The sequence below is a fragment of the Photobacterium sp. genome (genome assembly GCF_033720175.1).
Taxonomy (GTDB): Bacteria; Pseudomonadota; Gammaproteobacteria; order Enterobacterales; family Vibrionaceae; genus Photobacterium.
On the sequence record NZ_JAWWDA010000007.1, the window covers coordinates 185,507 to 210,523 of the forward strand.

Sequence of the window (25,017 nt, forward strand, 5' to 3'; positions counted from 1 at the left end):
TTCTACCTGTAACAACCTCACATCTGCACTTTCTCAATCACTGAAAATGCTCTGCGATCAAGCAGATAACCGTAGTAATTCAGTCAATACAATAGATTGATAAACAAAAAGGCCCTGTTACAAAAACAGAGCCCAGGGCATATTGCGATAGAAGATTAAGAACTATTTCGGGGATAAGACAATATGATGCCAGTGAACGGAATAGAACCAGATAGCCAGCGCAGTAAAGCCCAGCACCAGTAACACAGCGGCGCTCCAGACAAAGCGTCCGCTCCGCGGAGTCAGTTCCTTTTCACAATCATGACAAGCACTGAGAAAACCTTGTTTGTCGTCTAACTGGTAGCCCTCTTCATGCACCGTTTTATTGCGCACTGAAGCAATAAAACGCAGCTTTGGCAGAATTTCATGAGGCAGACGCTCTTCGCAACTATTGATTAACTGGTGAAGTCCTTTTCCTTCTGCATGATAATGTTGACGAAGCAAATGCTCGATACGCCGCGAGCGTGTCACTACCATTTCGATATTTGCCATAGGCTTTCCTTCCTGACTGATCTTTGTTTTACCTTAGCGCGAGTCGACTGCCATGCAAAGCATGCTGACACTGATTTACAACCGAATCGTTGCTGTCCTGATATTACAATTATACTTCAGTGTCCGATTTCCTTGCGCTGTTCGCCCGAAAATCCTGCCAGGATCACGAATTCATCGCCTGCTGATATCGTTCTCAGGTTGAGCAGATAATAATGCTGTTTTACAAAACGTTACCGAGCCTGCTAAGGAGATAACTGGTGCCAATATGGATTATTCTGGCTATCGTCACGCTACTCATTGTTTCTGTTTTTTACTATGTGAGATTTTATCGTCGCCATATTCTGGGTGAAAGCGCTCCGGAAAAAAAAATTAAAGTCGAGATTTTAGATAAGCAGAATGTCCCCGTTATCGGTGCGCAGCCAGGCGAAGATAACGAAGACTATTGGATTTATGTCCAGCCCGAACAAGGGGGCCCTAAGCGTGAATTCATGGTGGGTATTCACTACTATCACGCCTTAAATCCCGGCGATAAAGGGATTATGACCTACAAAGGCCGCACTTTTGTTCACTTCGCTTTGCAAAGAGACTAACCCGGCCTTGGCATCTCTGGTCTTTCTGGCTGGTTAAGGCACCAGCCAGGCAGTCTTACTGCTTTTTGCTAACAGCCAGCTGGCTATCAGGGCAAGCCCGCCACAGATCAAGGTCCAGAACGGGATCATAATAATGGGATGGGCAAAATAGAGGCTAAACTCTCTGACTGGCCATAAAAATACCGGATGCAATAAGTAAATCCCTAAGCTGTAGCGACTCATAAACGCCAGTTTTTGCCGCCAGAATTCACCCGGCTGTTCACCATAGCGCTGGCATACGGCAAATATCATCGCGGCGATAAGCACTGTGTTCAACGTTTTATACGAGAGCCAGCGACCGACCGTGTACTCCCCGTTCATCAGGCTGTTGCTCACCACCATGTAGTCTGTTAACAGCAATGCCGCAATACCCAGCGGTAGTAACCATGGCAGTGAAGGCCAGCGAAACCGAAAAAGGCAGTAGCCTAACAGCAGGTAACCGCTGTAAAGGATCAGTTCATGGCTCCAAAATCCATCCACCTTGAACAGAAATAAGGTTGTCAGGGCTAACCAGACGCCGGTGATGCCAACCACACTGCCACGGTCATACTTTCGCACCAGCCATTGGAAGAACGGCACAACAAAATAGAGCGGAATAAAATAGTAGAAAAAGCCCAGATGGTAGTAGGTTTCATGTACCGGTAAGGCTTGCAGGGTTTGCAACGCCACGGCAGGATCAAAGCCGGCCCGGGTCAGTCCGGATAATACCGAATAGAACACTGACCAGACTAAAAAGGGCAGCAGCACTTTGCCCAAACGGCGTTTCACATAGTATTTGGCCTCAAAATCACGGGCATCACTCAGCATCAGGGCACCGGTGATCATAATAAATATCGGTACTGCCCAGCGGCTGAAGCTGTTAAAGCTGATGGCCGTGATCCATTCATTATCGGTGATCACCCCGAGCTGATCACGGTACGGCCCCAGCACATGGATCACTACCACCGCCACCGCTGCCAGACATCGCAACAGATCAAAAAACCACACTTTCTCTCTCACGATCTACACCTCCTGCCGGGCCCTTGCCGAAAGACGCTACGATCTCACCTCTCGCCTCTGAATATAGCAGTCAGCCCGTCAGGATGATCCGGAGAATAGGGATAAGATAATATGCTGTCTGCGCTGCTGCTCTTCGGCCATGTCTTTACTGAGAGGGAATTATAGTGATGAATACCGGCTATATTTCGCAGCCCAGATCACGGCCTGCCGATAACTGGTTGCAACCAAATCTTCTTTAATACCTAAGTCATGGCAACACTCAGTGACTCGCGGCCAGTCGGCATGGTCATAGGCATCTAACAGGTCGAGCACCTGACCCAGTAGCCCCTGATGGTTCAGCAACGCCACTTCCACCTCCTGCTCCAGCGGCAATAATGCCACCAGCTGTTCCAGAGAGTTATCCAGCAACGCATCAAGCAATGAAAACATCCCGATGAGAAAGGCCTGATCGGCTTTTGCGTTAAGGCTGCTATTTCTTGCCAGTACCTCACACATCCGCGCCCGCTGCAATGACTGCGAATATAGCTCTTTGGGCTTATCCAGCGCGGCATGTGCCGTGGCAACCACACCGACAAACATCCGGATTTTATCTTCTCCCAGATACACCAATGCCTGTTTGAACGAACTGATCGGCTCAATAGTGCGGGTACTTGCCGCATTCACGTAACGCAGTAACAGATAAGACAGTGAGACATCGCTACCGATGATCTGTTCTACCCGTTGAAAGTCAACCGGCTCACGGCAGATCTCCTGCAAGAGACGTACTGTGGTCAGCTTTTTGGGTTCTACCTGACGATTCTTCAGCAGCTCCGGCTTACTGAAGTAATACCCCTGGAAAAAATGGAACCCTGCCCGGTAGGCGGTTTCAAAATCTTGATGGGTTTCCACTTTTTCGGCCAGAAACTTCAGCTTATGCTTCTGATACCGAGCCACGAACTGACAGGCTTGATCCACCCCCAGTGTTATTAAATCCAGTTTGATAATGTGCACATACGGGAAGAAACGCAGCCACTGTTCAGACAGTTCGAAATCATCAAGGGCAATCACATAGCCAGTGCTGTGTAAAAATTTAATGGCCTCAAACAATTCGTCATCAGGTACACAGGTTTCCAGTACTTCAATGATGACCCGATTTTTCGGCAGCATCAGAGGCAGTGACTTAATCAGGCTCTCATGGGGGAAGTTGATAAAGGTGCGCTGACCGGAAGTGGCGAGGTTATCTCCCACGGCCATATAATTTTCTACCAACAGCCGGCAGGTTGCTTTATTGGCTTCAATTAACGGAAACGCATTATTCTCTCCATCACGAAATAGCAGCTCGTAACCGACAGTGCGTTGCTGACGGTTAAAAATAGGCTGACGAGCGACATAAGAATACATGAGTGACTGTAATTATCCTTTTAATCCATAATATGATGATCGAGCAACTGTTCAGATCATATCAGAATAACGGTAAACAACGAACGATAGCGTCTGACGCTCCATCATTAAGCACGAGCAGAAGCGAGTAAAGCACCACAGCCAATAAACATGGAACCAAAGACACGATTTAAGGTATCCATGACACGAGATGAGCGAATATACCCCGTTAATCTCGATGCCAACGTGACATAACACAACATTACACAAGTATCGATAACAACGGTGGTAATACCCAGCACGGTTATTTGCACCATTTGTGGTTCAGCCGGATTAAGGAACTGAGGGAATAAAGCGACCAGAAACACAATTGTTTTAGGATTAGTAATATTCACCATCACAGCCTGACGAAACAGCGAGCCGGCAGAAACGGGTTGCGCTGAACGATTCACATCAAAGGTCGCTTTTTCACGCCACTTCTGCACGCCAAGCCAGATAAGATACACCACACCGACCCATTTGATCACCGTAAACGCCAGTGCCGACTGCGCGACAATCGCCCCCAGCCCGACCCCCACCAAAATAATATGGAAAGCCAAGCCAATCTGCAGACCTAAAATAGACGCCAGGGACTTACGAAAACCATAAACCATACCATTACTGATAGAATTAACGGTGCCCGAACCCGGGGCAAAACTGAAAACCACAGCCGTCGCCAGATAGGCCAACCAAACGTCAATATTCACAACAACACTCCATACTAATTACAGCCAATAACCCGATCAATGGCACCAAAAAACGATTTATAGCAATCAGGTTTTAATTATTCTACCTGATCCTAACTTAAGCTCTGATAAATATCGCGCTGTTTGAACAATCGGGATAAGCATCTGAACCAATCCCTCAGGTATTGCTTAATACCAGAGGGATTGGGTTATACTTTTTAATATCAATCGCCAGTATCAACATTATGGTTTGCCAAACTAAGGGATTACATGACAGCCCAACCACCCCATTACTTTGATTTTACTCAGGAGTTCCAGTTCACCGAGACCATGGCAGGCCCGGTCGCTAGCATGTGGCAACATCGGCAGGAAGGCATGTTTCAGGGGGTCGATGATCTCAATATCGGCTGGGTCAGCCTGACCGGTTATAATCATGACAAAGCGATTATCGTGGTCAACGGCCGTGTCGAGAGTTACTGGAAATACCAGGAGCTATTTTACGATTTAATCAAGCAAGGTTATGACGTATATGCCCTGGATCACCGCGGTCAGGGTATTTCTGATCGTCTGACACCAGATACCGAGTTGGGCCATGTTGAAGAATTTGATGACTATGTCAGCGATCTCAAAACCTTTTTCGATACCGTGGTCAAACCGAAAGGTTACCTGCAACACTTCATGCTGGGCCACTCTATGGGCGGCACAATTGCCACCCTGTTTCTGGCTCAGTATCCGACGCTGATCGATAGCGCCGTCCTGAGTGCACCAATGCACGGTATCCGAGTGTCAAACTGGATGAAGCCTATTGCCTCACCGCTCGCCAGAGTCGTCGAGCAATTGCGGCGCCAGCCAGATTACGCACCGGGGCAGGTACCTTATTATCCTAAACCCTTCATCGGCAACCCGCTTTGTCAGAGCCAGGTCCGCTATGAGTGGTTCCGCGACCTGTATGAGAACAAACCGGAGCTGAAAATCGGCGGCCCGAGTGCCCGTTGGGTCTGGCAAGGTCTGGCTGCGGCTAACCGCTGTATTAAGCAGGCCGCGCAAATCACCACGCCCATTTTACTTCTCCAGGGTAGTGCCGATCATATTGTTGATAACCTGGCCCACCTGCGCTTTTATCGGGCCATGCTTCAGGCCGACCGTCCTTGCCAGCTGAAAATCATTGAAGGCGCCCGCCATGAACTGCTGTTTGAGCAAGACCAATACCGTAATCCGGTACTGGCAGCGACCCTCTTGCACCTGAACCAGAATACCCTTAAAAGGACAGCAGAGCCGGACAAAAAGGCGGAAGTGTAAAAACATAATAATAGCCTCTTTTTTCTGACGAGAAGTAGTTTAAAATTCATCATACTAATTAGGTACAGGCCAGACGACCTGCACCGTCCCCCGTTCCTATTATCGAGAGTTTCCATGTACAAAATTGTTGCTTCAGATCTAGACGGTACGCTGTTAACCCCGGACCATAAAATCACCCCATTCACCAAAGATGTGCTAAACCGCTTACACCAGCAAGGCAAAGACTTTGTTTTTGCCACCGGTCGTCATCACATCGATGTCGCGAACATGCGTGAGCAACTGGGGATCCCTGCCTATATGATCACCTCAAACGGTGCCCGGGTACACAACAGTCAGGGGGAGGTGGTATTCCAACAGGATGTTCCGGCAGAGGTTGTTAAAACACTCATTGAGATGACCAAAGACGATAATGAAATGAAAATCCATATTTATCGTAATGATGACTGGCTGCTCAGCGAAGAAGACGACAGTTTAAAAGATTTTCATGACAACTTTAGCTACCAGCTTTTTGACGTCAACAACCCGCCACTGGAAGGGGTTGCCAAGGTCTTCTTTATTCGCCATGACGCAGATCACGATAAACTGGTGACATGGGAAAACCGATTCAACGAGCAACTGGCTGGGCGGGCCAACATTGCGTTCTCAACCCCGTGGTGCTTGGAAGTAATGGATGCCGGCGTCTCCAAAGGCCATGCGCTGAAAGCGGTTGCCGAGGAAAAAGGCCATGCGCTGAATGATTGTATTGCTTTCGGTGACGGTATGAATGATGTCGAACTGTTAACCATGGCCGGTAAAGGGCTGGTGATGGGCACCTCCCACGAGAAAGTGAAAAAAGCCCTGCCAAATCATGAAGTCATCGGCTCTAGTAGTGATGAAGCGGTCGCCCATTACCTCGCTAACAACTTATTGTAATACGCCACCCTGCCCCAAAAAGCTGCTAAGTGCAGCTTTTTTGTGGTTAACGAACCGTTGATCGTGAAGAGGTATTTGAATGACACACCCATGGATTCGGCTAGCCTTACCCTTTGCTGCAATTGCCGTCTTAACGGGCTGCTCAACAGCCTCATCACCGGTGCCTTCAGACGCAATTGCTTCAAGCGCCCTCGAAACCACCCCCACATTGACAGACAAAACAGCTGATGGCACAACCATTCAGGCCTTTATGATGCGCGGTATGGTCATCCTCGGCCATGAAAGCAACAGCATCCAACCGTGTGGCAGCAGCCAGCAATACTGGCTCACTACGCCGATTTCCGATCGTGAAGCACTGGCCCAGAGCACCCCGCGAGGGTATCAGGCCATGTATGCCGAAGTGATCGGTTACTTAGAGCCCGCACCGACCCAAGGGTTCGCGGCCGACTATGACGGTCGTTTTAACACCAAACAGATCAACCTGATTTCAGCCGAAATGAGCGACGGGTGCAAGCAAGCCCCGCACACCACCCGCGCTTTTGGCAATGAGCCTGGCTGGGCCGCTGAAATTAAAGACAGTCAGGTTACCCTGCTGCAAATAGGACAGGATCGCCAGAGTCAAGCCATCACCAGCCAATCGGCCGTTGCCGGCAAACAGCAATACCATGGCAAAGGCTTCGATCTCACCTTAACCCAAGCACAATGTAACGACACCATGAGCGATACCCTGTTCGGTTGGCGGTCAGTGCTGCAATGGCAAGGCAAGCGGTATCAGGGCTGTGCGACCTTAGGCGCAACGGATGTCACCCAGCACTGGGCCGGCCAATACCGTAGCAAATCGCAGGGCACCTCAGGGCTGACCACCATTGTCACCCTTAACCCGGATCACTCCGCCATCACAACCTATGATTATCAGAATGAGGATCCCAGTATTGTGGAAACCGGCTTCTGGCAACAGGCGGGAGAAAATACCGTACAGGTGATGATGACCGAACATCAGGGGCGACGCCTCAACAGTGAGCGCCTGTTTACCCTCACCGGCAGGCATCTCAGTGTGTATGAAGAAAGGATCAACGGCCAGACCTACAGCTTAGGCCGTGAGGGGTTACAGTTAGACAAGCAATAATCACCGGCAGCCGCAATCCGCTCGCTTGCTCTTCTCACCGGGGATATGCCAGACTTCCCCCGGTGATATACTCCAACTTTTCCAGAGAAACCATATTATGTCTTGCCCGCGCTGTGGCTTTCACCATAACTGCATCTGTCATGTTGAGCCGCAACTGAGCTGCAGAGCTCACTTTATCCTGCTCACCCACCCCAAAGAATGCCATAAAGAGACCAATACCGGCGTTCTGTTAGAGCGCACTCTGCCGCATTGCCAACGTTACCGCTGGGATCGGGTCAATCCGCCGCAAGCATTATTGCAACAGCTCAGCGACAGTCAGTTTCAGCCCTGGCTGTTATTTCCCAGCGATGAACAGCACCCGGCCAGTCCTTTTCAACCCGCACCCGGCACAATCCCGCTGTTTGTGCTCCTCGATGCCACCTGGCAGGAAGCACGGAAAATGGTGCGCAAAAGCCCCTGGCTGGCAGCGCTGCCACGACTGGCCTTAACCCCGCAACAGACATCGGCCTACCAGCTAAGACGCAACCAGCAAGCCGGCAACCTGTGTACCTGTGAAGCCGGCATTGCGCTACTGGAACTTCTGGCGGAACCGCAACAAGCCGCACAGCTTCATCGCTATTTCACTGCATTTAACAACGTATTCCATGCCGATAAAAGCGGCCATACCAAGCAATAATCATTAATGCGACAACCAATGACGGCCAAATATGAATAAGGTTGCTTCTGCCTGTTTATCCACTACACTTTAACCGACCAATCAGTCGGTTTCATACCGTGTGTCCGGCATAACATGGAAAGCAGAGAGGGAACAGTGATGACAATGGCAGAACCGGTAGTCAGCAATTTAGATAATGCAGCCATGCAAAAGACATTAAAAGAGCAACGCAGCCGCTTTCAGGCCCAGCCGATGCCGGATCACGCGCTGCGGATCAGCCAGCTGAAAGCACTCAAACACGCCTTGCTCCAGCATAAAACCGCATTATGTGAAGCGCTCAATCAGGACTATGGCCAGCGCAGCCAGCAAGACAGCGTAATGGCCGATATCCTGCCTTGCGTGATGAATATCAATTATACCATCAGGCACCTGAAGAAATGGATGAAGCCGTCTAAGCGTCATGCCGGCTTATTGCTGGCCCCGGGAAAAGTCGAAGTGGTTTACCAGCCTCTCGGCGTCATCGGTATTGTGGTACCGTGGAACTTCCCGGTGATGCTGAGCATTGGCCCGTTAATTACCGCCCTGGCTGCCGGTAACCGCGCGATGATCAAACTCAGTGAATTCACCCCCCACACCAATAAAGTGTTGCGCGAATTACTGACTGAGATCTTCCAGCCCCAGCAAGTGGCCGTCTTTGAAGGTGAGGCCGATGTTGCCGCCGCCTTTAGCGCATTGCCGTTTGATCACCTGATTTTCACCGGCTCTACCGCCGTCGGCCGCCATGTCATGCACGCCGCCGCCGATAATCTCACCCCTGTCACCCTTGAGCTGGGCGGCAAATCACCGGCCTTTATTGCCCCGGATATGCCGGTTGATATTGCGGTCGAGCGGATGATTTATGGCAAAAGCCTCAATGCCGGCCAGATCTGCGTGGCACCGGATTATGTCTTGGTGCCGGAAGATAAAGTCGATAACTTTGTCGCGGAATACAAAAAACAGTTCAATAAGATGTATCCGAAGGGTGTTGCCAATCAAGACTTTGCTTCAATCATCAATGAGCGCCAGTACCAGCGCCTGAGCAGCTGGCTCGAAGAGGCAGAACACAAAGGGGCCACGGTGATCCCTTGCCATGAGCACAACCGCGATGATCTGCAACACCGGATGATCACCCACCTGGTGCTTGATACCAACGATGAAATGACGCTAATGCAGGAAGAGATTTTTGGCCCGTTACTGCCCGTTATCCCTTACCGTGAGGTAAATGATGCACTGGAATACATCCAGCAACGCCCCCGCCCGCTGGCCCTGTATCTGATGAGCTTCGATGCTGAGCTGCAGCAACGGGTTAAAACCACCAGCCATGCCGGTGGTATGTGCATCAATGAAACGGTATTCCATGTCGCGGCCGATGATGCTCCATTTGGCGGTGTCGGACCGTCAGGGATGGGGCACTACCATGGTAAAGAAGGCTTCCTGACTTTTTCTAAGGCCAAGACGGTACTCAGCCGGGGGAAAATCAATACCGCCAAGCTGGTTACGCCCCCTTACGGTGGCTGGCTGCAAAAACTGATGCTGGCTTTCTTTTTACGTTAAGCTTTGTCTTTACCCTAAAACTGTACCGCACCAGTCTGGCTCTGCCAGACTGGTTCCCTGTGTTAACAAACCAAACCGAAGCATCCCAATATGGCCACTGAAAAGAAACAGCAACTGTTAGACACCGCACTCCGCCTTTTTGTCGAGCAAGGTATTCAGGCTACCGCCACCGCCAAAATCGCCAAGCAGGCCAATGTCGCCACAGGCACCTTGTTTCACCACTTTGCCAATAAACAAGAACTGGTTATGACGCTATACCATGAAATCAAATCGGATCTCGGCCAGGCGATTGACCAGCCCGAGGCTCATGATGATTTGCATGCGCTCGTCCACCATTACTGGCAACATGCCCTGCAATGGGCCGTCGATAACCCGCAGAAATTGCAGTTTTTACAGCAAATTGCCAACAATCCGCAATTTGGCATCAGCCAGCAGCAAGAAGTGATGAGCGCTTCCATGGCCTTTCTGATTGATGTGATTAAACAGGGGCAACAGCAGGGGGAGCTGGCGAGCCTGCCACTCGATCTGGTACTCAACTATTGCCACTATCACTACCTGGCAACCGCAACCCTGTTTGTTGAACAACCGGAACTGGCGCGCCAGCAAGCCTATCAGGACGGGGCGTTTCAGATGTTCTGGCAAGGGTTGGCAGCCATCCGGGAGCTGGCATAAAAAACGGGAGCCATGCTCCCGTTTCTATTCAGCCCGCTAATTACATAATTACGCATGCTGACCGGCGACATAGCCGGAACTCCACGCCCACTGGAAGTTATAGCCGCCCAGCCAACCGCTGACGTCCATCACCTCGCCCGCAAAGAACAGACCCGGCACTTTCTTCGCTTCCATGGTTTTTGATGACAGCTCATCGGTATCGACGCCGCCCAGGGTCACTTCTGCCGTGCGGTAGCCTTCCGTGCCGTTTGGCGCGATAGCCCACTGATGGAAATATGCCGCCAGCGCGGTGATCTCTTTCTCGTTATACTGCTTCAACGGCTTGTCTGACAGATCCCCACGCTCAATCAGGGCCTCAATCAGGCGTTTTGGCAATAGCCGCGAGAGCGCGTTTTTCAGGCTCTGGTTCGGGTGTGTCTCGCGCATAACGTTGAGGGTTTCCGCCAGATCGAGATCCGGCAGTAAATCAATGGTCACCTTCTGCCCCGGCGTCCAGTAAGACGAGATCTGCAGAATCACCGGACCGGACAAGCCGCGGTGAGTAAAAAGCAGGTTTTCCTTAAAATGAGTGCCGTCTTCGGCGTCAACCGCCACCGGGATCGCTATGCCCGATAATTCAGCAAACGCCTCTTTTTCTTCTTTATGCAAAGTAAAGGGCACCAGTCCGGCCGTGGTCGGCACCATTTTCAGGCCAAACTGCTCAGCAACCTGATAGCCAAACGGGGTTGCACCCAGCTTGGGCATCGACAGCCCACCAGTGGCAATCACCAACGACTCACATTCGACGGTATTGGCGTTGAGCTTGAGGCTAAAGCCAGTTTCCGTCTTGCTGATACTGTGTACTTCACAGCGATAGCGCTGCTCTACCGTTGGCAGATCACACTCTGCCAGCAGCATGCTGACGATTTCTTTGGCAGAATCTTCGCAAAATAGCTGGCCGTGATCGCGCTCTTCATAGCCAATGTCATGCTTGGCAATCATCGCAATAAAGTCCCACTGGGTGTATTGCGACAGTGCCGATTTCACAAAGTGCGGGTTGCGGCAGACGAAATTATTCGCCGCCACATCATAGTTGGTAAAGTTACAGCGGCCACCGCCGGAGATCAGAATTTTCCGTCCCGGTTTTTTACCGTGATCGACCACCAGCACAGAGCGGCCACGTTTACCCGCTTCCGCCGCGCACATCAGCCCTGCCGCGCCTGCACCAATAATCACTACATCAAACTTGTCTGCCATCTCTGTACCTAAACCCTGAATCACCTTGCAATGAAAAAGGGATGCCCATACCTATCGGTCAGCATCCCTCTCAATAATTGCACTTATTTTAACCGCCTCGCCCGTGAATACCAAACGTAATTCTATCCCCGGAGGAAGTTACAGCTTGGGATGGCGTGGGCATCGGTAATTAAGAATACGGCGATGACTCCAGCTCGGAAAACGCATTCCCCATTGCTGCCATTGACGGCTCTGCCATATGCAGCGTCGTGGTCGGGAAGGCGAAATCAGCGCCATGACGATGTACCACGTCGACAATTTTAAGCATCACATCTTGCTGAACCTCTTTGTAAGTGATCCAGTCAATGGTGTGGGTAAAGGTATAAACCAGAATATCGAGCGATGACGGACCGTAATTATCAAAGCTGACAATCAGGGTCTGGCCAGTATCAATCTCCGGATGCTGGCGCAGCATGACTTTAATGTCGTTCACCACATCGCCGACTACCGCGGCATCGCGAAAGCGCAGGCCGATTTTCTGTTTTATCCGGCGATTGAACATCCGGGAGGGATTCTCAACCACAATAGAGCTGAACACCGAGTTCGGTACATAGAGCGGACGTTTATCAAAGGTACGGATCACGGTCACCCGGAAACCAATCCGTTCAACCGTTCCTTCAATCTCGCGATCCGGACTGCGGATCCAGTCACCCACTTTAAACGGGCGGTCTAGATAGATCATCATGCCGCCGAAGAAGTTAGCCAGTAAGTCCTTGGCAGCCATACCGACAACCAAGCCGCCGACACCACCAAAAGTGAGTACCCCGGACAGACTGAGGCCAAGATTCTGCATCATCACCAGGGCAGCGATCACCACCACTATCAGGCGCAATATTTTAGAAACCGCATGGATGGTGGTAGCGTCTTTCGCGGTGACCAACATGCCGGCTTCGACATTGCTGATCAGGCGGAGCAGCACCCAGGAAAACGTCCAGAGCAGTAACAACTGGCGGACCACAGCCAGAAAGGTCGTCGGATATTGACTGGTATTATCAATAATGATCCCGACAGAGAGCACGGCAGGCCACAGCCAGATCAACCAGCTGACCGGACGACGTACCGCTGCCACCAGTGCATCGTCCCATATTATCCGTGTTTTTTCCGCCATATGAGACAGGCGTCGGGTGATCAGTAACCAGGATCCCCATAAAATAACGCTTAACACCAGTAGCAGGCCAACATTAGACATCCAGTCGTGGCTGCCCCCTTGCTCCAGGGATAACCACCATTGCATCAATTTACTCATAAAAAACCGTTCGTTATTAGGGCCTGTCTATCTTTCAACATGATTGCTGCAATGTTGAAAGATAGACAGGCCCTTGTATCTGCGATACCTAGGATGAGCATTACGCTAAGCCGAGCGGCTCCCATAAGCAATCTGTAATTGTTCGTGATCGAACCAGGTTACAATTTTCTCCAGTTACATCCCTAGATAAGCCACCACAAAAATAGACACAAAAAAGACCATCAGAAAAGTACTGGCCAACACAAACAACTTACGTACTTTGACGCATTTGGCTATAAAGACAGGATCATGATGCTTTTGATATTGCTGACTACGAATATAGTGAAACAGGCGGATCTGTTTACTGACGTTCCCCTGAGAGGTGAAAAACCCCCGGCCGTCAACTTGCTGATAAAGTAGCGGATCGCATTCTCGCATCACCGCCAGCAGCGTCTTTAAGGTGCTGATATATCTGGAGACATTAATAACAGCAACTAAAAACAGTGCAAATAAAAAGGCATCACCACTAATCATAACAAACCCCCAAACAACTTCCGTCACAAGCTGGGGAGCGGAGAGGGCGCAAGGCTACGCCCTCAGAGCTGTTAGCCAGCCTGTGTATCCATCACAGATGTCGACTCAGCGTTGGCCATGGCTGCCAAATCTTTATCAATAAAGAACAGCGCTTTACCATCTTCACCCACCAGCTCAATCTTATCCAGAATCCCTTTGAACAATTTTTCTTCTTCATGTTGCTCTGAGACATACCACTGTAAGAAATTAAATGTGGAGTAGTCCTGGGTCGTAAATGCAACATGAGCCAGTTTATTAATTTTTTCCGTGATCAGCTGTTCGTGCTCATAGGTTTCACGAAAAACAGCACCCAACGAAGCAAACTCATGCTTTGGTGCCTCAATCGCACCAAGCAGCGGCATTGAACCGGTTTCACTCACATACGTGAACAAACGTTGCATGTGCGCCATTTCTTCAACAGCATGGGCACGAAGAAATTCTGCAGCACCTTCAAAGCCCTTATCTTCACACCATGCACTCATCTGCAAGTAAAGGTTTGAAGAGAAGAATTCCAGATTGATTTGCTCGTTCAGTTTCTCAACCATTGTTTGAGCTAACATTGCACTACTCCTATCTATTTCAGTGTAATAAACACATGGCTACTGTGCATAACTAAGTTTGCCATTCGCGCAAACAAAATAATCGCTTAACGTTCCCTAGTATCACATAACATACGCGCCAGATTAAAAAAAAGCTTAAATTTTAGAGTGATTTATTATCAGCATCACTTGGACCTCCTGCCATTAAGGATGCGATCCAGCCGATATTTTTCCCCTATACTCAATGCTAGCATGAGAAAAAACCATGATAAGGAATGCAAGGTATGGCTTATAAACACATTTTAGTCGCAATCGATCTCTCTGAAGACAGTTTCGTTCTGGTCGATAAAGCGGCCCAGCTCGCCAAATCTCTCGACGCAAAACTCTCCCTTATTCATATTGATGTCAATTATGCCGAACTCTATACCGGCCTGATTGATATCAACCTGGCTGATGCCCAGCACCGCATGGCTGACGATGCCCAAAAGCAGCTGCACCTGCTGGCCGATAAGGCTAACTACCCGGTTTCCCATACTCTGGTTGGCAGCGGTGATCTGAGTGACGAAATTTGTCTGGCCATCAATGATCTGGATGTAGAGCTGGTGGTCTGTGGCCACCACCAGGACTTTTGGAGCAAGATCCTCTCTTCCACCAAACAGCTGATGAACCATACCCCGGTCGATCTGCTGATCGTCCCTCTCAAATAAAAGGTATACCCGGCGAGCAGGATTCAAGCTGTTCGCCTCCTCTCTTTCCGAGGGATCTCCCCTTTGATTTTTTGATATTTCAACGAGGTAAATTCGGTTAAACTAGCGCCACCTTGAGAAATATAAAATTATCGGTCAAATGGGATATTTATCTGCTGTCACCCTGTTATGGGCTTTTTCCTTCAGCCTGATTGGCGTCTATCTGGCGGGACAGGTTGATGCCTGGTTTTCGGTTCTTACCCGAGTTGCACTGGCGGGACTGGTTTTTCTTCCCTTTCTGCGCAAGCAACATCTGCATGCAAAGCTGGCGCTGAAACTCATGGCCGTCGGGGCTTTTCAGCTCGGACTCATGTACTGCTTCTACTATCAGTCATTCCTCTATTTAAGCGTACCTGAAGTGCTGTTGTTTACCATCTTCACGCCCATTTATGTCACCCTTCTTTATGATTTTCTGCATAAGCAATTTTCTGCCTGGTATCTGTTGACCGCCGTGATTGCCGTTGTCGGTGCTGCGGTGATCAAGTTTTCCGGGATCAATGAGAACTTCATTATCGGCTTCCTGATAGTACAAGGTGCCAACCTCTGCTTTGCCATCGGCCAGGTCGGTTACAAGCACATCATGGAGCAGGAACAGGCCGATTTACCGCAGCATACGGTCTTTGGCCTGTTTTACTTAGGGGCTATTTGTGTCGCACTGCCGATGTTCCTGTTATTTGGCAATATCGACAAGCTGCCAACGACATCTACCCAGTGGGGCATTTTGATTTACCTGGGTACGGTCGCTTCCGGTCTGGGCTATTTTATCTGGAACAAAGGGGCGACAATGGTCAATGCCGGCGCACTGGCAATCATGAACAATGCCTTGGTGCCGGCAGGCTTAATCGTGAACATTGTGATTTGGAACCGTGATGTCGACTACCCGCGCCTGATCATCGGCGGTGTGATCATCATGGCATCGCTGTGGCTCAATGAAACCTGGGTAAAGCGAAAAGTCGAAATGGAAAGAACGGGATAAGAGCGGTTCTGTGGCCCTTGTGGACACCCCCTCCCTCCTATATAACAACAAAGCGAGAAGCATCTGCCTCTCGCTTTTGATTTTCCTAGGGCCTAGAACCTGCTCTTCCTAGGGCCTTTTCATCAAATAAATGCAAACGCGTCAGCAAACATACGCTCGCGATCAGCGCCTTTTTCTGCAGTGAACAGCTCGCGCGCTGCCCCTGCCATTTCAAACCGGCCGCACAGATAGATATCGTAAGCCGACAAGCTGATAAAGTCATTGCTCACCGCTTCCAGTACATTACCCACTTTACCTTGCCAATTTTCTGGTGCTGATTCGACAACGGGCACATAGGTCAAGTTGCTATGCTGGGCCGCTAGCGCTTGTAGTTCATCATCAGCATAAAGCTGGCACGCATCACGCCCCCCCCAGTAGATGAAAATCGGTTGCTTGATTTTCCGGCTCAGGCAATTATCAAGAATACTGCGAACATATGAAAAACCGGTACCACCGGCAATCAACAGCAAAGGCTTGTCGCTATCTTCACGCACCCATGCGTCACCGTACGGCGCTTCAATCTCGACAGGCTCACCAGACCCCAGTGCAGCCTTCATCGCCTCAACCACTTCGATGGCATAAGGGTTATGTTCAGCGGCACCAATATGCAGCTCCAGCTCATTTTCACGGCAAGGGCTGCTGGCAATCGAAAACGGGCGCTTATCTTTCTCACCCATGACTGCCAACAAGTATTGACCGGCCTTAAATTCAACGGGGTATTCAGGCTGTAATAAAATCTTAAATGTATTACAGGCTAATGACTCGACTGACTTTACTTCACATTTGATGGACATTCTTTTCCTCTAGTCTAGCTCTACTACCAAGTCACTCTTCACTACGGCCTGACAGGCAAAGATCCAACCTTCGGCTTGCTCGTTCTCAGTAAGCATAGGCTCTAGCTGGTAACTTATCTCGCCCATTTTTTTACGGCACATGCACATGGCACAAGCACCGACCTGACAGCGGTTAGGAAAAGCAATGCCTGCGTTGAGCGCAGCTTCCAATACGGTTTCCTGCTCGCTGGCAGTGAATACAATATCGTGCGGCAACAGGTGTATCTGATGCTTCGCGGTAGTTTCTGACATGGTTAATTAATCTAAAAAATTTACCCTAAAATACCCAGTTCATCCCAGATAGCGTCGATCTTGGCAACAATTTCGGGGTCTTTGGTGATCGGGGTTCCCCACTCACGATCGGTTTCCCCCTGCCATTTGTTAGTTGCATCGAGCCCCATTTTGGAGCTAAAGCCCACCGCAGATGAATCAATCGGTGTGCTACCGATCAGCAAAGTATCGCGGCTTGGATCCATTCGGGTGGTGATCGCCCAGATCACATCATTCCAGTCACGTACATTGACATCATCGTCACATACAATGACAAACTTGCCGTCCGTAAACTGACTAAGGAACGACCAGGTTCCCTCCATCACCCGAAGAGCATGGCCTGCAGCATCTTTTCTGATACTCACAATGGCCATGCTATTGGCGTCCGCTTCTGGTGGTAAATAGAAGTCGACAATCTCTGGAAATTGCTTAAGTAAGGTGCGGGTGCCCTCTTCAATATCGAAAGATGGTTTTGTCTGAGCGTTGACACATGGCGTGTTAACCGTTTCAGCTTCCCACTTAATGGTGACATCCAGTCCCATCTTAGAGCCAAGGCCTGCGACAGGAGACGCAAAGTCGAGCGAATCGATCGGTGTGTTCTCTATCATCACAGTATCACGAACCGGATCCATTCTGGTTGTCAGCGCCTGAATAACACTGTTCCAGTCACGTGCGTTGACATCATCGTCGCACACAACCACAAACTTGGTATACATGAACTGACGTAAGAATGACCACACGCCCATCATCACACGCTTGGCATGACCTGGGTATTGCTTCTTCATCGTCACCACGGCCATGCGGTACGAACAACCTTCCGGCGGCAAGTAGAAATCTTCGATTTCTGGGAACTGCTTCTGCAAAATCGGCACAAACACTTCGTTCAGGGCAACACCTAATACTGCAGGCTCATCGGGCGGACGGCCTGTATAGGTGCTGTGATAAATCGGGTCTTTACGCATCGTCACATGGGTAATGGTAAACACATGGTGACGCTCAACTTCGTTGTAGTAGCCGGTATGATCGCCATAAGGGCCTTCATCGGCAAACTCGTTCGGATTAATGTAGCCTTCGAGCACAATTTCGGCGCTGGCGGGTACTTCCAGCTCATTACTAAGGCTCTTCACCACTTCCGTCTTACTGCCACGCAGCAAACCGGCAAACGCATATTCCGATAACGTATCAGGCACTGGGGTTACCGCACCCAGAATGGTGGCCGGATCGGCACCAAAGGCCACCGTGACAGGGAACGGTTCGCCCGGATGGGTTTCCATCCAGTCTCGTAAGTCTAACGCACCGCCACGATGGGCCAACCAGCGCATGATGATCTTGTTCTTGGCTATTTTCTGCTGACGGTAGATACCGAGGTTCTGGCGTTTTTTATTCGGCCCCTTGGTGATGGTCAGGCCCCAGGTCAACAATGGAGCAACATCGCCCGGCCAACAACTCATGACAGGGATTTTATCGAGATCAACCTCGTCGCCTTCCCATACCACTTGCTGACAAGGAGCTTTACGTAAACGCTTGACCGGCATATTCAGCACTTGCTTGAACACGGGCAGCTTGTCAATCGCATCGCGAAAACCGCGCGGTGGCTCGGGTTCTTTCAGGTACGCCAGCAATTCGCCGACTTCACGCAGTTCTTTGACCTCTTTCCGGCCCATCCCCATGGCAACACGCTCCGGGGTACCAAACAGGTTAGCCAGTACCGGCATGTCATAACCGACAGGGTTTTCAAATAACAATGCCGGGCCACCCGCACGCAAGGTACGGTCGCAAATGTCGGTCATTTCCTGATTTGGATCGATCGGCTGCTGAATACGCTTTAATTGACCCTCTTGTTCGAGGTAATCAATAAAATCTCGCAGATCCTTGAATTTCATAGGTTCTACCCGTTGCCAATAATAAAGCAGCAAGACTCAAAGGGTTGCTGCTATCTGCTCTCAAGTTCGCGACATTATAACGATTTGTTAACCTGAACACACTGCAAAAACCAAGCAATCACCGGCAACAGAAGGATAAGTTGTCTTCACCACTGAAGTGCGCAGCTACGGCAACTCCGTCAGCGCCAGCTGCAGGTTTTTCTGCAACACCTGATTGCGGCTCGATGCTGCAATTTGCTTTAACCAGCTGGCATAACCTTGCTGAGCAAGTTGCGTCGCGACCACATGGCCGTCATCGACTTCGTTAAGTTTATCCACCAGAAACTCACGGGTCTGCGGTGACATCGGTTTCTGCACCGCCAGTGCACGGTATGCCTGTTGCTTGAGGGAAGGGTTTATTGTCGCAGCCATCAACTGCTCAACAGCCTGTGACGATGGCGCCAGATCAGCCAAACGATTCAGTTCAGCCAGACTATATTGATCGGTACGGCGGCGCCACAGCAGGTGATACAAGGACTGATCACCGGATAATGCCGCCAGGCTGGCAATAATGGCATTATCTGGCAGCCACATAAGATGCGAGTCGGAAGAGAATTGCGCCACCAGCTTTGCGATCGCACCGGATGATAAATTGGGTAACTGTTCGAGGAAAATATTACGCCGTTGTTTCTGAGTATGGCTCCCCCCCGTCAGCCATTTGGACAGGATCAAGGAACCGGCTTCGGCCTGCTCCACCATCTCTTGGGCCTGCAGAATTTGCTGCCAGTGCAACACTAAAGCGCGTGACTGGGCGCCATAGTGAAAGGCTGATTTCGTGACCAGGTAGCCATCTCCCTGCTCAACCACGGTAAAAGCAGGTTTACGCTCGGCCTGAGTTTGCAGCCAGTTTGCTTTCATTTGATCGAGCCGGCCAAACTCAGCCGCATGTTGTACCAGTTGTGCCCGCACCGCTTCCTGCTGTAACGGTGCCAACTGAGACAAGTTAAACTCTAAGGCACGAAAATCACCGTTGTTGTATAAGCGGGTTAATGCCGCGACCCGACTCACCACTTGTGATGATACTGCAGCCTGTTGGACCTCTTGCTCTGTTACTTCAATTGCCAGTGCAGAGTGAACGCCTCCGGCAAATAGCAAGAGTGCCATGCACATTCCTTGTCGCATGCCGTCTCCTTACGGTAAGTAAATCCATTCTGTTTTTTATCGTCGAGGTGTTGCCGTCGTCGAGTGTGATCGCGCACTGCCTACTCGCCTTCCTGGTCAAGTATCGCCGTGATGGCATGTTAACGATTCACCGCTAAAAAACATTAATCGAATGCTGTTTTTAGTATGCCGTAATTGTAACCCATAAAAAACGCCACACTAGGTGGCGTTTATTATTTTGTGACTTAAGCAGTCTTGATTAAGACTTCTGACGGCGCATCGCGTCAAAGAATTCATTATTCGTCTTAGTCATCGATAGCTTGTCGATCAAAAACTCCATGCTATCGGTTTCATTCATTGGGTGAACGATCTTACGCAGAATCCACATTTTCTGCAGCTCATCCGCTTTCGCCAATAGCTCTTCACGACGGGTACCAGAGCGGTTGAAGTCAATCGCAGGGAAAACACGTTTCTCAGCAATCTTACGGGACAGGATCAGTTCCATGTTACCTGTACCTTTAAATTCTTCGTAGATAACTTCATCCATCTTAGAACCCGTATCAACCAGCGCTGTTGCGATGATGGTTAAACTACCACCTTCTTCAACGTTACGTGCTGCACCGAAGAAGCGCTTAGGACGGTGGAGTGCGTTGGCATCAACACCACCGGTCAGCACCTTGCCCGATGAAGGAACAACGGTATTGTATGCACGCGCCAGACGGGTGATGGAATCAAGCAGGATAACCACGTCTTTTTTGTGTTCAACCAGACGCTTCGCTTTCTCGATAACCATTTCTGCCACTTGAACGTGGCGCGATGCTGGCTCATCAAACGTTGATGCAATCACTTCACCTTTCACCAGGCGTTGCATCTCGGTCACTTCTTCCGGACGTTCATCGATAAGCAATACCATCAACTCACACTCAGGGTGGTTGTGGGCAATACTTTGCGCGATATTCTGCAGCAACATGGTCTTACCCGCTTTAGGCGGAGCAACAATCAGGCCACGCTGACCTTTACCAATCGGTGATGCTAAATCAAGAACACGAGCGGTGATGTCTTCTGTCGAACCATTACCACGCTCCATGCGCATACGATCGTTCGCGTGCAGCGGCGTCAGGTTTTCAAACAAAATCTTGTTACGGGCGTTATCCGGTTTATCGTAGTTAACTTCGTTTACTTTTAATAACGCGAAATAACGTTCACCGTCTTTGGGAGGACGAATCTTTCCGGAGACAGTGTCACCAGTACGAAGATTGAAACGGCGGATTTGGCTAGGAGAAACGTAGATGTCGTCGGGGCCGGCAAGGTATGAACTGTCTGAGGAGCGGAGGAAGCCGAAGCCATCTTGGAGAATCTCTAGAACACCATCGCCAAAAATGTCCTCACCACCTTTTGCGTGCTGTTTGAGAATGGAAAATATGATGTCCTGCTTTCTCAAACGCGCCAGATTTTCTAATCCTAAGCTTTCGCCAAGCGCAACCAATTTTGGAATAGGTTGGTTCTTCAGTTCTGTAAGATTCATAGTGGTGGGTTTCTTGTCTGTCAAAATGGGGGTTCTATATTAGTTTGGATAGAATTGACCAATGGGCTGGTCAAGAAATGAACGATACAACAGTATACGAGCAACACGTTATCACTAAACATTCCTTCCGTCTAGCATAGTCGGAAGACAAACTGTGCACAACTGAGAAATTGCACACAGTTCGCGTATGATAGCTTATAGGTTCGCGTCCAGGAACTCTTTAAGCTGGGTCTTAGACAGCGCACCAACCTTCGTTGCCGCTACTCCGCCATCTTTAAACAATAACAATGTCGGAATACCACGGATACCAAACTTAGGCGGGGTTGCTGAATTCTGATCGATATTCAATTTACCGATAGTCAGTTTACCCTGATACTCGTTTGCGATCTCGTCAAGAATTGGGGCAATCATTTTACAAGGACCACACCATTCAGCCCAAAAATCGACTAGTACCGGACCCGCAGCATTAACTACATCACTGTCAAAACTTGCGTCCGTAAGCTGGACAATCTTGTCGCTCATCTTCCACTCCAATGGTTGATTTTTTTAGCTGATTTTATTTTAACCAGCAAATCGATGCCCTATTTGAATGGAATCCGTTTCGTATTGCAACCCTAAGCTGATATTCTATGCGAATGAAGACGACTCACATCACAGAGCAGAAATTTGCCGACCTAGGTTTACACCCTACGGTTTTAGCAGGACTGGAAGCTAAAGGGTATCATTATTGTACCCCTATCCAGGCCTTGGCATTGCCGGTAGTGCTCGCCGGCCAAGACATTGCAGGTCAAGCGCAAACAGGGACAGGTAAAACCCTGGCATTCCTGACTGCGACTTTTAACCATTTGATCCTTAACCCTGCATCAGAAGATCACAAAGCTAACCACCCGCGGGCAATTATCCTTGCCCCTACGCGTGAATTGGCGATCCAGATTTTCAATGATGCTCAACCGTTACTCGAAAGCACTGGCCTCAAAGCAGGTCTTGCCTACGGTGGCGAAGCCTACGAGAAGCAGCAAAAAACCCTGGAAGCGGGTGTCGATATCTTGATCGGTACTTGCGGCCGTGTTATCGATTTCTATAAGCAACGTGTTATTGATCTGGCGTCAATCCAGGCTGTGGTTCTTGATGAAGCGGATCGCATGTTCGATTTGGGCTTTATTAAAGATATCCGTTTCTTATTCCGCCGCATGCCTGCGCCTAAAGCACGCTTAAACATGTTGTTCTCTGCAACATTGTCTTACCGTGTGAAAGAGCTGGCATTCGAGCACATGAACAGCCCGGAAAGTGTGGTTGTCGAGCCTGATCAGAAAACAGGTCATCGCATCCAGGAAGAGTTGTTCTACCCATCCAATCAGGACAAAATGCGTCTGTTACAGACCCTGATTGAAGAAGAATGGCCCGATCGCGCGATTATCTTTGCCAATACCAAGCACCGCTGTGAAGATATCTGGGCACACCTTGCCGCAGATCAACACCGTGTTGGCTTGCTAACCGGTGATGTACCGCAGAAAAAACGTATCAATATTCTGGAACAATTCACTCAGGGTGAACTCGATATTCTGGTCGCGACTGATGTGGCGGCACGGGGCCTGCATATTCCCCAGGTGACACACGTCTTTAATTATGATCTGCCAGATGATGCTGAAGACTATGTACACCGTATCGGCCGTACCGGTCGTGCCGGTGAAAGCGGTCACTCGATCAGCTTTGCCTGTGAAGGGTATGCAATCAACCTGCCTGCCATTGAAACCTATATCGGACACGCTATTCCGCAGTCGAAGTACGATGCCGAGGCATTGCTAGATGACCTGCCTGCCGCTGTTCGCGTCCATCGTGCGCCGCGCCAGGGTGGTAACCGTCGCAATAGTTCACAACGTCAAGGTCAGGGACAGGGCCAGTCGCGTCAACGTAATAACCGCCGACGCACACAACCACAGAAATCACAGTAAGAAATGCCGATGGAAAGAAGTTCAGTATCACCTCTGTACGCCGCAATTGACTTAGGCTCCAATAGCTTTCATATGTGGATTGTTCGCGAAGTTGCCGGCAGTGTGCAAACATTGGCTAAAATTAAGCGCAAAGTACGCCTGGCTGCAGGGCTGAATGCCCACAGCGAACTGAGTGAAGAGGCGATGCAACGTGGCTGGGAGTGCCTGAGCCTGTTCGCAGAACGGTTGCAGGATATTCCGGCCAAACGCATCCGGATTGTCGGAACGGCAGCGTTACGTACTGCGGTTAATGCTGAGACCTTTCTTTCCAAAGCAAAAGACATTCTTGGCTACGATATCGAGCTCATTCCCGGCGAAGAAGAAGCCCGAATTATCTATCAGGGCGTCGCCCATACCTCCGGGGGAAGCGACAAGCGTTTAGTGGTCGATATCGGCGGTGCCAGTACCGAGGTCATTATCGGTGAAGGCTTTGATGCCAGCGCATTAACCAGCCTGAAGATCGGCTGTGTGACCTGGTTAGAGCGCTATTTTAAAGATCGCTACTTAACGGCTGAAAATTTTGCGGCGGCCATCAATGCAGCTAAACATACCATTGAACCGATTGTCGAGCATTACACCCAGTTAGGCTGGGAAACCTGTGTCGGTGCCAGCGGTACCGTGCAAGCCCTGCAGGAGATTATGCTGGCGCAAGGGATGGATGAAATTATCACCCTGCAAAAGCTAAAGCGCATGCAACGTCAGGCAATGCAATATGAACGCCTGGAAGATCTTGATATTGAAGGGCTGACCCTGGAACGTGCACTGGTGTTTCCAAGCGGTTTATCCATTTTAATCGCCGTGTTTGAGTCACTGAATATTCAGTCTATGACTCTGGCCGGAGGCGCCTTACGTGAAGGTATGGTGTATGAAATGATGAGCCAGATGCGCCACCATGATGTACGCGAACGCACACTTATCAGTGTTCAGGAGCGGTTTCAGCTTGATACCCGGCATGCCAATGCGGTGACCCATTGTGCAATGGCGTTGCTGACAGCTTGTGAGCAAGAATGGCAACTGGAGCCTCAGGCTAAATCTCTGCTGCATGCCAGTGCCACCCTGCATGAAATTGGTACCAGCATTGAGTTCAAGAAAAGTAGTGAACATGCTGCGTACCTGATCAATCACATTGATTTACCAGGATTTACCCGGGCCCAGAAGCACCTGATCGCCGAGCTGTTACGTCGTTTCCGCGAACAGTTGACCAGCCTGCCGGAACAACACGCGCTGTCTGCCCATAGTGCGGCCCGTCTGTTACGTCTGTTACGGTTAGCGGTCATTCTCTGCCATCGCCGCGACGATACCCAGCAGCCGCCATTTAACTTATCGGTTGCTGATAACACCCTGATCCTTGCACTTCCTGCCGGCTGGCTTGCCGCCAACCCGCTAACCTGTGCTGAACTACAGCAAGAAGCCACCCGCCAAACCGACATGGGCTGGCCACTGGTGATTGAAGAAAGCAAATAAACGCTTAACTTCCATCCCCATCCGATCAAAAAAGGCTC

The 25,017-nt window shown here is 50.0% G+C and carries 25 protein-coding genes; 11 read left to right on the plus strand and 14 right to left on the minus strand.

The genetic code is table 11. The features are described from left to right. Positions 1-162: 162 nt before the first annotated feature. The gene (locus tag R3289_RS10335; protein WP_318925421.1) at positions 163-531 is read right to left on the minus strand and encodes a DUF4145 domain-containing protein; all 369 of its coding nucleotides are present in this window, start codon (positions 529-531) and stop codon (positions 163-165) included. Positions 532-788: 257 nt separating this feature from the next. Here R3289_RS10335 and R3289_RS10340 point away from each other — a divergent pair, with 257 nt between their 5' ends. Next, complete coding sequence (locus tag R3289_RS10340) at positions 789-1,121, plus strand: DUF2500 domain-containing protein (RefSeq protein ID WP_318925422.1); 333 nt, start codon at positions 789-791, stop codon at positions 1,119-1,121. A gap of 33 nt (positions 1,122-1,154) precedes the next feature. On the opposite strand, the gene R3289_RS10345 is transcribed toward R3289_RS10340, so the two are convergent. The 3 genes from R3289_RS10345 to rhtB all read right to left on the minus strand — a co-directional run bounded on the left by R3289_RS10345 (position 1,155) and on the right by rhtB (position 4,264). Beyond that, positions 1,155-2,159: an acyltransferase gene (locus R3289_RS10345; RefSeq protein ID WP_318925423.1), complete on the minus strand. Its 1,005-nt coding sequence runs from the start codon at positions 2,157-2,159 to the stop codon at positions 1,155-1,157. Between the two features lie 159 nt (positions 2,160-2,318). Beyond that, positions 2,319-3,539 carry an EAL and HDOD domain-containing protein gene (locus R3289_RS10350; RefSeq protein WP_318925424.1) on the minus strand — a complete coding sequence of 407 codons (1,221 nt, stop codon included), beginning with the start codon at positions 3,537-3,539 and terminating at the stop codon, positions 2,319-2,321. Positions 3,540-3,646: 107 nt separating this feature from the next. Next, a complete protein-coding gene (gene rhtB / locus R3289_RS10355; RefSeq protein WP_318925425.1) occupies positions 3,647-4,264 on the minus strand; it encodes a homoserine/homoserine lactone efflux protein in 618 nt (205 codons plus the stop codon). Positions 4,265-4,513: 249 nt separating this feature from the next. Between rhtB and R3289_RS10360 the strand changes: the two genes are divergently transcribed. The 6 genes from R3289_RS10360 to R3289_RS10385 all read left to right on the plus strand — a co-directional run bounded on the left by R3289_RS10360 (position 4,514) and on the right by R3289_RS10385 (position 10,500). Continuing rightward, positions 4,514-5,542: an alpha/beta fold hydrolase gene (locus tag R3289_RS10360; RefSeq protein WP_318925426.1), complete on the plus strand. Its 1,029-nt coding sequence runs from the start codon at positions 4,514-4,516 to the stop codon at positions 5,540-5,542. A gap of 114 nt (positions 5,543-5,656) precedes the next feature. Continuing rightward, complete coding sequence (locus tag R3289_RS10365; RefSeq protein WP_318925427.1) at positions 5,657-6,454, plus strand: Cof-type HAD-IIB family hydrolase; 798 nt, start codon at positions 5,657-5,659, stop codon at positions 6,452-6,454. Between the two features lie 79 nt (positions 6,455-6,533). Beyond that, on the plus strand, positions 6,534-7,580 hold the full coding sequence (locus R3289_RS10370) for a hypothetical protein (RefSeq protein ID WP_318925428.1): 1,047 nt from the start codon (positions 6,534-6,536) through the stop codon (positions 7,578-7,580). 97 nt (positions 7,581-7,677) lie between these two features. Beyond that, complete coding sequence (locus R3289_RS10375) at positions 7,678-8,256, plus strand: tRNA-uridine aminocarboxypropyltransferase (RefSeq protein WP_318925429.1); 579 nt, start codon at positions 7,678-7,680, stop codon at positions 8,254-8,256. A gap of 138 nt (positions 8,257-8,394) precedes the next feature. Then, the gene (locus tag R3289_RS10380) at positions 8,395-9,828 is read left to right on the plus strand and encodes a coniferyl aldehyde dehydrogenase (RefSeq protein ID WP_318925430.1); all 1,434 of its coding nucleotides are present in this window, start codon (positions 8,395-8,397) and stop codon (positions 9,826-9,828) included. Between the two features lie 90 nt (positions 9,829-9,918). Beyond that, positions 9,919-10,500, plus strand: a complete 582-nt coding sequence (locus R3289_RS10385; protein ID WP_318925431.1) for a TetR/AcrR family transcriptional regulator — start codon at positions 9,919-9,921, stop codon at positions 10,498-10,500. A 48-nt stretch (positions 10,501-10,548) separates the two neighbouring features. Here the strand turns inward: R3289_RS10385 and R3289_RS10390 are convergent, their stop codons facing one another. The 4 genes from R3289_RS10390 to ftnA form a co-directional block, all read right to left on the minus strand. Beyond that, positions 10,549-11,736: an NAD(P)/FAD-dependent oxidoreductase gene (locus tag R3289_RS10390; protein ID WP_318925432.1), complete on the minus strand. Its 1,188-nt coding sequence runs from the start codon at positions 11,734-11,736 to the stop codon at positions 10,549-10,551. Positions 11,737-11,905: 169 nt separating this feature from the next. Then, a complete protein-coding gene (locus tag R3289_RS10395) occupies positions 11,906-13,021 on the minus strand; it encodes a mechanosensitive ion channel family protein (RefSeq protein WP_318925433.1) in 1,116 nt (371 codons plus the stop codon). Between the two features lie 174 nt (positions 13,022-13,195). Then, a complete protein-coding gene (uspB, locus tag R3289_RS10400; protein WP_318925434.1) occupies positions 13,196-13,534 on the minus strand; it encodes a universal stress protein UspB in 339 nt (112 codons plus the stop codon). 71 nt (positions 13,535-13,605) lie between these two features. Next, a complete protein-coding gene (ftnA, locus tag R3289_RS10405; protein ID WP_318925435.1) occupies positions 13,606-14,133 on the minus strand; it encodes a non-heme ferritin in 528 nt (175 codons plus the stop codon). Positions 14,134-14,396: 263 nt separating this feature from the next. Between ftnA and R3289_RS10410 the strand changes: the two genes are divergently transcribed. Both R3289_RS10410 and R3289_RS10415 read left to right on the plus strand, forming a co-directional pair. After that, a complete protein-coding gene (locus tag R3289_RS10410; RefSeq protein WP_318925436.1) occupies positions 14,397-14,819 on the plus strand; it encodes a universal stress protein in 423 nt (140 codons plus the stop codon). A 139-nt stretch (positions 14,820-14,958) separates the two neighbouring features. Beyond that, positions 14,959-15,834: a carboxylate/amino acid/amine transporter gene (locus R3289_RS10415; RefSeq protein WP_318925437.1), complete on the plus strand. Its 876-nt coding sequence runs from the start codon at positions 14,959-14,961 to the stop codon at positions 15,832-15,834. A gap of 122 nt (positions 15,835-15,956) precedes the next feature. On the opposite strand, the gene fre is transcribed toward R3289_RS10415, so the two are convergent. The 6 genes from fre to trxA form a co-directional block, all read right to left on the minus strand. After that, a complete protein-coding gene (gene fre, locus R3289_RS10420) occupies positions 15,957-16,667 on the minus strand; it encodes an NAD(P)H-flavin reductase (RefSeq protein WP_318925438.1) in 711 nt (236 codons plus the stop codon). Between the two features lie 9 nt (positions 16,668-16,676). Beyond that, positions 16,677-16,958, minus strand: a complete 282-nt coding sequence (locus R3289_RS10425; protein ID WP_318925439.1) for a 2Fe-2S iron-sulfur cluster-binding protein — start codon at positions 16,956-16,958, stop codon at positions 16,677-16,679. A gap of 20 nt (positions 16,959-16,978) precedes the next feature. Then, complete coding sequence (gene ubiD, locus R3289_RS10430; RefSeq protein ID WP_318925440.1) at positions 16,979-18,859, minus strand: 4-hydroxy-3-polyprenylbenzoate decarboxylase; 1,881 nt, start codon at positions 18,857-18,859, stop codon at positions 16,979-16,981. Positions 18,860-19,024: 165 nt separating this feature from the next. Next, positions 19,025-20,020 (minus strand): hypothetical protein, encoded by a 996-nt coding sequence (locus R3289_RS10435; RefSeq protein WP_318925441.1) that lies wholly within the window; start codon positions 20,018-20,020, stop codon positions 19,025-19,027. A gap of 238 nt (positions 20,021-20,258) precedes the next feature. Continuing rightward, positions 20,259-21,524, minus strand: a complete 1,266-nt coding sequence (rho, locus tag R3289_RS10440) for a transcription termination factor Rho (protein ID WP_318925442.1) — start codon at positions 21,522-21,524, stop codon at positions 20,259-20,261. Positions 21,525-21,719: 195 nt separating this feature from the next. Further along, complete coding sequence (gene trxA / locus R3289_RS10445; protein ID WP_318925443.1) at positions 21,720-22,046, minus strand: thioredoxin TrxA; 327 nt, start codon at positions 22,044-22,046, stop codon at positions 21,720-21,722. A 113-nt stretch (positions 22,047-22,159) separates the two neighbouring features. Here trxA and rhlB point away from each other — a divergent pair, with 113 nt between their 5' ends. Both rhlB and gppA read left to right on the plus strand, forming a co-directional pair. Next, entirely contained in the window at positions 22,160-23,476 is a 1,317-nt protein-coding gene (gene rhlB, locus R3289_RS10450) for an ATP-dependent RNA helicase RhlB (protein ID WP_318925479.1), read from the plus strand. 9 nt (positions 23,477-23,485) lie between these two features. Further along, positions 23,486-24,979 (plus strand): guanosine-5'-triphosphate,3'-diphosphate diphosphatase, encoded by a 1,494-nt coding sequence (gene gppA / locus R3289_RS10455; RefSeq protein WP_318925444.1) that lies wholly within the window; start codon positions 23,486-23,488, stop codon positions 24,977-24,979. Positions 24,980-25,017: the final 38 nt, after the last annotated feature.